At 60.1% G+C, this 11994-nt stretch carries 7 protein-coding genes; 4 read left to right on the top strand and 3 right to left on the bottom strand.

Going from position 1 to position 11994, the window contains the following annotated elements:
- Nucleotides 1-70: 70 nt before the first annotated feature.
- The 3 genes from guaB to BFQ04_RS13570 all read right to left on the bottom strand — a co-directional run bounded on the left by guaB (nucleotide 71) and on the right by BFQ04_RS13570 (nucleotide 3217).
- Nucleotides 71-1540, bottom strand: coding sequence for an IMP dehydrogenase (guaB, locus tag BFQ04_RS13580; protein ID WP_015885726.1), 1470 nt, complete (start codon nucleotides 1538-1540; stop codon nucleotides 71-73).
- A 217-nt stretch (nucleotides 1541-1757) separates the two neighbouring features.
- Nucleotides 1758-2306: a sugar ABC transporter ATPase gene (locus tag BFQ04_RS13575; RefSeq protein ID WP_065951263.1), complete on the bottom strand. Its 549-nt coding sequence runs from the start codon at nucleotides 2304-2306 to the stop codon at nucleotides 1758-1760.
- A 143-nt stretch (nucleotides 2307-2449) separates the two neighbouring features.
- Entirely contained in the window at nucleotides 2450-3217 is a 768-nt protein-coding gene (locus BFQ04_RS13570; RefSeq protein ID WP_065951262.1) for a sulfite exporter TauE/SafE family protein, read from the bottom strand.
- Between the two features lie 123 nt (nucleotides 3218-3340).
- Between BFQ04_RS13570 and xseA the strand changes: the two genes are divergently transcribed.
- The 4 genes from xseA to leuA all read left to right on the top strand — a co-directional run bounded on the left by xseA (nucleotide 3341) and on the right by leuA (nucleotide 11960).
- Nucleotides 3341-4720 (top strand): exodeoxyribonuclease VII large subunit, encoded by a 1380-nt coding sequence (gene xseA / locus BFQ04_RS13565; RefSeq protein ID WP_065951348.1) that lies wholly within the window; start codon nucleotides 3341-3343, stop codon nucleotides 4718-4720.
- 3 nt (nucleotides 4721-4723) lie between these two features.
- A complete protein-coding gene (locus BFQ04_RS13560; protein WP_065951261.1) occupies nucleotides 4724-5545 on the top strand; it encodes a peptidoglycan DD-metalloendopeptidase family protein in 822 nt (273 codons plus the stop codon).
- Nucleotides 5546-5932: 387 nt separating this feature from the next.
- Nucleotides 5933-9874 (top strand): membrane-targeted effector domain-containing toxin, encoded by a 3942-nt coding sequence (locus BFQ04_RS13555; protein ID WP_256544582.1) that lies wholly within the window; start codon nucleotides 5933-5935, stop codon nucleotides 9872-9874.
- Between the two features lie 406 nt (nucleotides 9875-10280).
- Entirely contained in the window at nucleotides 10281-11960 is a 1680-nt protein-coding gene (gene leuA / locus BFQ04_RS13550; protein WP_065951259.1) for a 2-isopropylmalate synthase, read from the top strand.
- Nucleotides 11961-11994: the final 34 nt, after the last annotated feature.

Genomic DNA, 11994 nt, shown 5'->3' with positions numbered 1-11994 from the left:
AAGCCGCGCGGAGACTGCTTCAACACAGCTCCGCTTGCAGCTTATAACTTGTGGCTTAGAGCTGTCGGCCTCAGCCGACCCGATAGTTTGGCGCTTCCTTGGTGATCTGCACGTCGTGGACATGGGATTCAGCCATGCCGGCGCCGGTGATCCGTACGAACTCTGGCTTGGTACGCATTTCTTCGATGTCGGCGCTGCCGGTGTAGCCCATCGAGGAGCGCAGGCCGCCCATCAGTTGATGAATGATCGCGCTCAGGGTGCCCTTGTACGGCACACGGCCTTCGATGCCTTCCGGGACGAGCTTCTCGGCGCCTGCCGAGGAGTCCTGGAAGTAACGGTCGGAAGAACCTTGCGCCTGGGACATGGCACCCAGCGAACCCATGCCGCGGTAAGCCTTGTAGGAGCGGCCCTGGAACAGTTCGATCTCGCCCGGCGCTTCTTCGGTACCGGCGAACATCGAGCCCATCATCACGCAGGAAGCACCGGCTACGATGGCCTTGGACAGGTCACCGGAGAAACGGATGCCACCGTCGGCGATCAACGGAACGCCGGTGCCTTCAAGGGCCGCGGCGACGTTGGCGATGGCGCTGATTTGCGGCACGCCGACACCAGCAACGATACGCGTGGTGCAGATCGAGCCAGGGCCGATACCGACCTTGACCGCATCGGCACCGGCTTCGGCCAGGGCCTTGGCGGCAGCGCCGGTGGCGATGTTACCGCCGATCACCTGGACATCAGGGAAGTTCTGCTTGACCCAGCGCACGCGGTCGATCACGCCTTTGGAGTGACCGTGGGCGGTGTCGACCACCACCACGTCAACCCCGGCAGCGACCAGCGCCGAAACGCGATCGCCAGTGTCTTTACCGGTGCCGACCGCAGCGCCAACACGCAGACGACCTTGGTCATCCTTGCTGGCCAGCGGGTAAGCCTTGGCTTTTTCGATGTCGTTGACGGTCATCATGCCCTTGAGGGCGAATTTGTCGTCGACGATCAGCACGCGCTCGATGCGGTGCTTGTGCAGCAATTCGCGCACATCGTTCTTGTCGGCGCCTTCCTTGACCGTGACGAGGCGCTCTTTAGGCGTCATCACTTCGCGGACGGTGACTTCAAGACGGTTCTCGAAACGCACGTCACGGGACGTGACGATGCCGACCAGGTCGCCATCGTGCAGTACCGGAACGCCGGAGATGTTGTGCAGGCGGGTCAGTTCGAACAGGTCACGCACGGTAGCGTCGGCTTCGATGGTGATGGGATCTTTCACCACACCGGCTTCGTAACGCTTGACCTTGCGCACTTCGGCAGCTTGCTGCTCGATGGTCATGTTCTTGTGGATGATGCCGATGCCGCCTTCCTGAGCCATGGCGATGGCCAGACGGGCTTCGGTGACGGTGTCCATGGCAGCGGAAACCAGGGGAATATTCAGCTCGATGCCACGGGTTAGGCGGGTCTTGAGACTGACTTCGTTAGGAAGCACCTCGGAATAACCGGGCACTAGGAGAATGTCGTCGAATGTCAGAGCTTCTTGGCTGATACGCAGCATCGCGGGGGCTCCCGAGCGGGAAAATGGAAGCGCGCCATTATATACATGCACCCTGTCGGGCTCAATGTAAAACTCTGACAAACTTGGTAATACTGATAGATGGAGAAAACCTGCTGCGTTTCTGTAGGAGCGAGCTTGCTCGCGAAGAACGCCAAGGCACCGCGTAAAACCAGGCAACCCGCGTTATCGTTGACGATTTTCGCGAGCAAGCTCGCGCCTACAGTTCGACTTTGACCCAACTCATTTTTTGATCGAGCCAATCGGCAAATTCATCGATAAAACTTTGCTTGAACCCCGCCTCCGCCCAGTTGTTGAAGATAAACCCCAGGTTGGAAAACCCGCACGCCTGCAGGAACAGAAAACCGTTGATGTCATCTTCATGCCCGCACAGCGGGCAGGTGAAGTTGTCGGTGTGGCCGGGCATCCAGTCTTCCAGGCTTTCGAACAGCGCTTCGCCGACTTCCTTCAGGCACTCCGGGCAGCCGGCTTCTTCGAGAAAGCCCTTGGCCGGCGTGTAGATGCAGCGTTTGTAGATGATTTCAAGGCCATTGACGGGCTCGTTGAACGGCAGCGCTTCAGGGTGCAGCACCACCGCGCGGGCGCCGTCGGCCAGGGCGTAGGCCATGCGGTTGCCGGTGCGGCCGCAGGTGGTCAGCTGTTCCTTGATGATGTTCTTGCGCACCAGCCAGCGCACGATTGCCCGGGCGCGGGGTTCGTGGACGGGCAAGGTGGAGATTTTCGGGACAAGGATGCTTTGGGAATTCATGGGAGTCCTGCGGTGGGGCTGCTGACGTCATCGGCGGCGAGCCCCCTCCCACATTGTGAATTGTGAACACAGTCAACTGTGGGAGGGGGCTTGCCCCGGATGGCGCCCTGAAGGCTGGCAGCTTAATCCCTGCCCCACACAGGTCAAGTACTCAAATACCGTCCAATCAACGCAATCCCACTGGCCAGCACCAGCCACGTCACCAACCGCACAAACGCCTCGCGGGACATCCGCATCGTCAGCCGGCGCCCGCACCACAAGCCCAGCGCCATTGCCGGCAACAGGCACAGCGCCAACATCAGCAGCGGCAATTCGGCATACACCCCGGCAATCAGAAACAGGCTCAGGCGCACCACGGTGCTGCAACTGATCAACGCACTTTGCGTGGCCCGCGCCGCCTCCTTGGACAGACGGCTGTTCAGGTAGATCGCATATAAAAAGCCGCCGCTGCCGAACAGCGCACCAAACAAGCCGCCGACCGTGCCCATGGGAATCGACCAGCCCGCCGCCAATTGCGCAGGTCGCGCCTTCACCGCCAGGCTGTAGACCGCGTAGGCACTGATAAACAGCCCCATCAACAACAGCAGCAAGTCGGAATGCAGGTTGAGCAAAAACACCACACCCAAGGTGCAGCCGATGGCCATGCACGGCAGCAGTCGCAGCAACTCCGGCTTGCTGACATCCCGACGTGTTTGCAGCAGGCCACCGAAGGCGGCGACAAAATCGAGCAAGACCAACAGCGGTATGATCTTCGACAACGGCATGAACACAATGAGCACAGGCCCTGCCACCAACGCCGTACCGAAGCCGGCGATACCGAAAACGATATACGCCACAACGATACCGAGGCCGATCACCAGCCACTCAACCGCGCCAAACGACCACTGGCTCATCAGCTCAACCGGACTCATGGGTAATTCCTTGAAAGAGAATGCCGACACTTTAGTCATCCGTGAGCATTGCGCCAGCGCGAAGGCGCACGCAGGTGGAGCAGTTCTGTCAAACCTGGCACGAATGCCTATAAACTGCCGCCCATGATTAAAGATCCTTTTGCCCGATTGGGCCTGGACCGCGAAGTCCTGACTGTCAGCCAGCTCAACGGCCGCGCGCGGGTGCTGCTGGAAGACGTGTTCACCAATATCTGGGTGGAAGGCGAGATCTCCAACCTCGCCCGCCCGGCTTCCGGCCACGTGTATTTCACCCTCAAGGACAGCGGCGCCCAGGTGCGTTGCGCGCTGTTTCGCAACAACGCTGCGCGGGTGCGCCAGGCGTTGAAGGATGGCCTTGCGGTGAAAGTGCGCGGCAAGGTCTCGCTGTTCGAGGGCCGTGGCGACTATCAATTGATCCTCGACACCGTGGAGCCGGCCGGTGATGGCGCGTTGCGCCTGGCCTTCGATGCCTTGAAGGAAAAGCTCAGCGCCGAAGGCCTGTTCAGTGCCGAGCGCAAGGTGCCATTGCCGGCGCACCCTCGACGCATCGGTATTATCAGTTCGCCGACCGGCGCGGTGATTCGCGACATCATCAGCGTATTCCGCCGCCGCGCGCCGAACATTGAACTGACGTTGATCCCGACCGCCGTACAAGGCCGCGAGGCCATCGCGCAGATTGTGCGTGCATTGAAACTGGCCGACGCCCGCGGTTTCGACGCGCTGATCCTGGCCCGTGGCGGCGGCTCGCTGGAGGACCTCTGGTGCTTCAACGAAGAAGCCGTGGCTCGCGCGGTGGATGCCTGTGTCACGCCCATCGTCAGCGCGGTCGGCCATGAAACCGATGTATCGATCAGCGACTTCGTGGCGGACGTGCGCGCCCCTACCCCGTCCGCTGCCGCTGAACTGCTGGCACCGGACGCCAGTCACCTGGTGCGCCAGGTCGAAAACCTGCAGCGCCGCCTGGTGCTGTTGATGCACAACCGCCTGCGCCATGATCGCTTGCGCCTGGAGGGCATGGCCCGACGCCTGCGACACCCAGGCGAACGTCTGCGCCAGCAGGCCCAGCGCCTGGATGACCTGGACATGCGCCTGCGCCGCGCTTTCGAGCGCAGCCTCACTACCCGTCGCGAACGCCTGATTCGCCTGGAAACCCGCCTCGCCGGCCAACATCCGGGCCGTCAACTGGCCCTGCTGCGCCAGCGCCTGGACAGCCTCGCCGAACGCCTGCCCCGCGCCATGCGCGAAGGTCTCAAGGCGCGGCGCCTGCAGCTGCAAAGCCAGGTGCAGACGCTGCACGTGGTCAGCCCACTGGCCACCCTGGGCCGTGGCTACAGCATCCTGCTCGACGAGCGTGGCCAGGCGATTCGCAACGCCGCGCAAACCCACACCGGCCAGCGCCTGACCGCACGCCTCGGTGAGGGCCAATTGCAAGTACGGGTGGAAGACAACCACCTGACACCCGTAACCCTTTCGCTACTGGATTGACCGATGCCACGCTTTCTCAGCTTGTTGATGCTCGTTTGCCTGACCTTCAATGCCCATGCCGACAGCTACATCACCCGCTTGCTGAACAAGCCGGTGCCCGGTGGCGTCGCTGTCGTGGACCTGGGCACGGCGGCGACCGCGCCCAAGGCCACCTACCTCAACAGGCCGGTGCTGGTGGTGAAGGAACAAAACACCTGGCTGGCGATTGTGGGCATCCCGCTGACGGTCAAGCCCGGCACCGAACGCATCACCAGTGGCGCGCGACAACTGCCGTTCGTGGTGGGCTTCAAGAAATACCCCGAGCAGCGCATCACCTTGAAGAACAAAAGCCAGGTCAACCCGCAACCGGCGCAACTCAAGCGCATCGAGGGCGAACTGGCCGTGCAGCTCAAGGCCTACCGCAGTTTCAGCCCGAACACACCGAGCAACCTGCTGCTGGACAAACCGGTCAACGGGCCGCTGTCGAGCAAGTTTGGGGTAAGACGGTTCTTCAATGGTGAGGAGCGCAATCCTCATTCGGGACTGGACTTTGCCGTGGGCGCGGGTACGCCGATCAAGACGCCGGCGGCTGGCAAGGTGATCCTGACCGGCAACTACTTCTTCAACGGCAACACCGTGTTCGTCGACCATGGCCAGGGCTTTATCAGCATGTTCTGCCATATGTCGAAGATTGACGTGAAAGTCGGCGACCAGTTGGGGCGTGGCGCGGTCGTGGGCAAGGTCGGCTCGACGGGTCGGGCAACCGGCCCGCATATGCACTGGAACGTCAGCCTGAACGACGCGCGGGTTGATCCGGCCATTTTCATTGGTGCGTTTCAGCCCTGACCGGCGTGTCAGTCGTTGGGCGCCGGCGAGAGCTGCCCCTCTTGTCCGGCGCCTCCACTGCGTGACATTCAATGCGATGCGCTGCCATCGCCTTACACTTTCGGCAGGAACTGTCTGATGCCCGATATTCACCCAATCAACGAATTACACGGAGCGTAATGAGCATGAACTGACACATGGACATCCAAATCCAGTGAGACTCACTCTATGTTCTCCCTTACCCCACCGCTATCAGAGCGGCATCAGCCACTCTCCTCGACTTCTTCCGCCACCCTTGCGCCCCTTGTATCACCCCCCGCTTTACCAACGCCCGCCTTCACCGCACAAGAACCTGCGCCCGCCTCAAGCTATGCCCCAGACAGCCCGGCCGCGCCCAACTCGTATGCCATGAACCCCGCCAAAATGCGGTACGCGCAGTTGGTGAAGCATTTCAAGCCCACCAAGCAATTAGCGCTGAGCCTTGAGCACGGTCTTCTGACTGAAGACATGCAACGGTTACACAGCAGGCAGCCGAAGTTTGAAACATTTGTACAGACACAGCTTGAAAAAGCGTTTCCGGACGTCAGGCCTGTCGATGCCCACCTTCTGTATTTCGACCGCTACCGCGTCGGCGGTGACGCTCAGTCGCCGGAATCTTCCGAACCCCTGATGACCGCGTTGGCCAGAATGGTGAAAAAAATCCTGGCCAATCCGAACGCGCTGATGCGCCCTGAGCGCAACATACGCACCGAATTTGCTACGCGACAAACCGCTGACGAACCTGGAACACCCGCCCTTACGTCAAGCTCATTGCAATCGATTGCCCGAAGCATTGCCACGCAATATCCCCAGGCACTTGAAGAATTCTGGAGTACGCCCGGGCAAGCGGAGGGGGAGCCGAAACTGCAGCTGTCGCCAAAAGACCATCTGTTGATCCTGCATAAAAAACAATTGTCGATCCTGGCCGCGCTGCGTGTGGCCGACGGCACCCTGAGTGCGCAAAGCAAGGAGCTGATCGACAACGCGCTGCGCTATCCCACCTTGGCTGCCCGGGAAAAGAAATTCGCCCATGGCGCTCGCCTGGGCGTATATCCCGTGACTGTCGATAACAAGACAGAACGCGGCGCGATGCTGGCCGGCGCATTTCTCATCACCCACAATGACGGCTCCCATGGCAGCCCGCCGACTTGGCCGAATGGGCGCACCTTTACGCTCAACGAGGCTAATGGCCCGGTGGTGCTTTACACACCCGGCGAAGGTTTCGAAGAGTTTGCCACGCCGGCCCAGGCACGCCAGGCCTTGGCCAACCGCCTGGATCAAGGCGCAACCGATGCGCAGCTGTTACTGCAGACCCTGCCACCCTCACTGCAAAACCGGCCTGGTTCGTTTACCGGGGAAGACCTGATGCGCAGTGTCGAGCCGTCATCAGGGGATGTACTGGCAGACGCCATACCCTGGATGCTCAAACGTCAGCAGGCAGAGATCGACACCCACCTGAGCAAAGCCCTGGCACCCGCTGACGGCATCAATCCACTCACCGACAGCGCCTCACTCCAGAGCATTGACGATACGGCCGACGCGTCTTATCTGCTTGATGGCACCAACGCCATGCAGGCTCGCGATGCCAAACTGGCAGACAAATACCAACCCGAGTGGTTAAAAAATCTGAATCCGCTGCAAGAAGCGTTTTTCACGCGCCTGGAAGAGGAGCAAGAAAAAAGCTTGGACAAGCTGACTCCGCTGCTGGAGAAAATCCCTTCACTGCCGCGCTTCTCCCGTGAGCGGATGAATGCCGCCATCAAGCAGCAATACCCGAATGCACACATCGATGCCGATAAGCTCATGGTTCAGGTGCGCACCCGGACCGGTGTCCAGGGCGGCAGGGGAACCGGCCAGCCTCTCTACGCGAACCAGCAAAGCGTAAGCCTGACAGACCTGGCGTTGAAGAACCCCAGCGGCTTTCCAGCCGTGGAGAGAGGCACGTTCACCGATGTAAAAATGACCCTGCCGCTCGTTGACACCACAGGCAACCCCGTCCTCGATCTGGCGGGCAATCCGGTAACCCTGGGCACCGACGACCTCAAAAAACTGGTCAGCGTCACTGATGTCGGGGGTGAATACGTCAAACTGCTGAAACGCGAGATGACCACTGATGCCGAGTCGGGCAGCGCTGCGCAATTGCGTACGGCTTGGAAAGACAGCCTGAAAGCCACCCAGACTAAAGAGGCGTTTCTCGCAGAGCTTAATCCCGAGGCCTACGCGGAACCGGCAATCGAAGACACCAGCACCAAGCGTGCGGCGCAATGGGTGGATGCGGTGGTGGAGCACCCCGATCCTGCAACGCGCCCCCAGGTGGATGGGAAAACCATTGTTGCCAACAGCCTTATCCACCGTGGGCTGGCGGTGCAGGGCGTGATGGTGATCGGCAACCAGAGCGACGCGTCACTGGTGCTCTACACCCCCAAAGCGCCTGACGGCATCACCTTTCGTGAGGTGGCTGACCACAAGAGCCTGGACACCCTGTTGGCCAAGGGCGAATGGGCATCCTATATTGCGCAAAGAAAATCACCGGTCAGCAAGGATCAAATTGAGGAGTTCAAGGACGCGCTTAAAAAGCGCGCCTACAACCCAATGAAGATGATAGACCCCAAGCTGGTCATCTCATCGGTCAAGCTATTGGGCGGCGCTTTGAGCCTTGAGCCCATCAACGCCAATGCTCAGGATCATCTGTACCAACAACATGTACAGATGATGATCGACCGAGCTGATCACCAGTCCGTGAGCAGCGCCGAGGTCGCAGAGCAATCAAAACTCAACAAAATCGAGTTCGGCATTGAAGTGGCCTTGATTTTCGCGGACTTGATACCGGTGGCCGGCAAAGGGATATCCACCGGGATTCGTCTGGGCAAGGCCGGCGTCACCGCGTTACGCGCCAATAGCCGAATCTTGCCGCACCTGATCAAAAAGCCCGGCCTGGCACGCGCGATCTACAGCGACTTCACTCTGGCGGGATCGCGTATCTACAATGTTCGCGCGGCGCCGATGCGTCCGGTATTCAGAGCGTCAACGACAGCGGGCACACTGACCCCACAGGCGGGCTCGAGGGCGTTAACTGCTCCAGTCATACCAGCGGCGCCCGCGCTCGCCGGCACCAGCAGTGGCATTGCCAGCATCGGTTCGCACACCCCCACCACCGTCGCCTTGCCAAGCCGTGATTTAAGCGCGTTTACCGTGCCCAGCGAGATCATCAGTGGCCGCCCCTTGAGACCTGATGGTACTTATAACGTTGACGACAACTGGTACGTACGCTTTACCGACAGCACCGGCACGAATGGGGTTTACCAGATCGACTCGGTATTTCACGCCCGCAGCGGACAAGTCAATATTGTTGATCCCAACGCCCCGTTGACAGCGCCCAGGGGGAGCCGAATCGTGGCGTCCCTGCAATCGGCTGGAAACGGCGAATGGCGACTGAATGCGTTACGGGGAGGAGCACCGACTCAGGGAGCAGAGACGCCAGTCAAAAAAGCCTTGCCCGAGACCGAATACCTCAGCCGCAACAACGGTCAACTGTTGGAAGCCGACTTCACCCCCAAGTCGCTGCCAGTGGCCAGGCATTGGTTCAGGCGAGATGCACAACGGTTCTACCACGCTATGACCGCAGGGGGACAAATGCCGCCACGCCCGCCTCGCCTTGACCTGGCACCCAACACATCGCCCGCTGGACTCCTTAAGGATGCCTATCAGATCAGTGACGTTGTGGTGCTGGGCGAGAGCCATAACGAAATCGCCAGCTTTCAACTGCTTAAAGAGAACATGCAAACCCTCAAAGACGCCGGCGTGAAAGCCATCTATCTGGAAAATGTCCAAACCAACGCCGCGGGCCAAGTCGTGCCTGCTGGAATGGGCAGTGGCCGCCCGCCCGGGGCGTCGCCGACACTCTTGGAATTAACCAGTCTCGCCCAGGAAAACGGTATAGCGATAAGAGCCTTGGACCATCGCTTCCTGACTCGACGGGAGGACATGCCGGGCTTCTATCGCGACATCGGCGACAATGACAAGGGCGTGACTCGTTTGCAGGAATTCAACTATTACGCAACGCGCATCATGCAGAGACGCAAACCCGGCGAAAAAGTGCTGGCCCTGGTAGGCAGGGCTCACATGAATACGTCCCGAAACGTTCCAGGACTGGCCGAACTCAGCGGTGGCGTAGGGATAGGCGTGTACCCGGCCACGACCTATAACAAGAGCATTGCCATCAGCGGTCCATCAATCCCGAAAGACCCCGGACGCGTCGTGACGGGCAGCCACACGGCCGGAGACTATCAAGCCTTTCAGAAAATCACCTGAAGGAGCATCGCTGCAAGTACGGCAGGCAATGGTGAGTCCTTCACCATTGCACCACGCTGCTGAGCGCGCGCCCTCGACGCTCGTTCTTTAAATTGTGCACCTCAAGAAGGCTCGGCAATAAAACCAAAGAAAATTTATAAAGCTGACAATAAATTTCTCAAAATATAACAAAATGGAGAAATCCTATCGATTTTTCAAGATCACTTGCCATCTGCCTTGCCCACGATTAGGGTTGGGCTTATGAAAACCTCTCACACCCTCATTCAGCTCCGCCAGCACCGCAGCCTGTGCCTCGTCAGCGCACGACTGCCAGGCTGAATCGATCTGTCTCGCCCCAAGCGTCGCCCCCCAATAATAGTGAATCGGCAGGCCGCCTCTTCTCGGCCCTACAACAAAGGATTTTGCGATGAGCATGCTCAAAGACCCGTCTTCGAAGTACCGCGCGTTCCCGACCATCGATATCCCGGACCGCACCTGGCCGTCGAAAACCATCACCGCCGCGCCAATCTGGTGCAGCTCCGACCTGCGTGATGGCAACCAGTCGCTGATCGAGCCGATGGACGCCGCGAAAAAGCTGCGTTTCTGGAAGACCCTGGTCGCGGTCGGCGTGAAAGAAATCGAAGCCTCCTTCCCGGCCGCATCGCAAACCGATTTTGATTTCGTGCGCACCCTGATCGAAGACAACCACATCCCCGAGGACACCACCATCCAGGTGCTGACCCAGGGCCGTGAAGACTTGATCGCGCGCACGTTCGAATCCCTGCGCGGCGCCAAAAAGGCCATCGTGCATTTGTACAATGCTACGTCGCCGTCGTTTCGCCGCATTGTCTTCAACCAGGACAAGGACGGCATCAAGGCCATCGCGGTCAACGCCGCCAGGCTGTTCGTCAAATACGCCGCGCAGCAGCCGGAAACCCAGTGGACCTTCGAATATTCCCCCGAGACCTTCAGCGCCACGGAGCTGGAGTTCGCCAAGGAAGTCTGTGACGCGGTGATCGAGGTGTGGAACCCGACGCCCGAGCACAAGATGATCCTCAACCTGCCGGCCACCGTGGAATGCGCCACGCCGAATATCTACGCCGACCAGATCGAATGGTTCGGTCGCCATATCAACCGTCGTGACAGCGTGATCATCAGCCTGCACACCCACAACGACCGTGGCACTGGCGTGGCCGCCACCGAGCTGGGCCTGATGGCCGGCGCCGACCGTGTCGAAGGCTGCCTGTTCGGCAACGGCGAACGCACCGGTAACGTCGACCTGGTCACCGTGGCACTGAACATGTACACCCAGGGCCTCGACCCGCAGCTGGATTTCTCCGACATCGACGGCGTGCGCAAAGTCGTCGAGGAGTGCAACCAGATCCAGGTGCACCCACGTCATCCGTATGTCGGCGACCTGGTGCACACCGCGTTCTCCGGCTCCCACCAGGACGCGATCCGCAAAGGCTTCTCCCAGCAGAAAGACGATGCGCTGTGGGAAGTGCCGTACTTGCCGATCGACCCGGCCGACATCGGCCGCAGCTACGAGGCGGTGATCCGTGTGAACAGCCAGTCGGGCAAGGGCGGCATTGCCTACCTGCTGGAACAGGAATACGACATCAGCTTGCCGCGCCGCATGCAGATCGAATTCAGCCAGGTGGTACAGGCCGAGACCGACCGCGTCGGCCTTGAGATGACCGCGCCGCAGATCTACGCCTTGCTGCAACGTGAATACCTGCAGGCCAACACCCCGTACGCGCTGGTCAGCCATCGCCTGCAGGAAGAGAACGGCAACAGCCATGTGGAAGTGGAAGTCTCCGGCAAGGGCCAGGGCGAAACCAACCTGCACTGGAAAGGCAAAGGCAATGGCGCGCTGGAAGCGCTGGTGGCCGGCTTGCCGATCGGCGTGGAAATCATGGATTACAACGAACATGCGATTGGCGCAGGCACAAACGCCAAGGCGGCGGCCTACATCGAACTGCGCGTGAATGGCGAGCGTCCGGTGCATGGCGTGGGGATTGATGAAAACATCACCACCGCAAGCTTCAAGGCGCTGTTCAGTGCGCTGAACCGCTCGTTGAGCCAGCAGGAAGCGAAGGCGGCGTAAGCGTTATCGGCACAAGCAAAAGGCCCCTGGGTGA

The sequence above is a fragment of the Pseudomonas sp. 37 R 15 genome, assembly GCF_900004865.1.
GTDB lineage: Bacteria > Pseudomonadota > Gammaproteobacteria > Pseudomonadales > Pseudomonadaceae > Aquipseudomonas > Aquipseudomonas fluorescens_AM.
The sequence above is the reverse complement of the archived record's forward strand: the minus strand, read 5'-3'. Positions and strand labels throughout refer to the sequence as shown.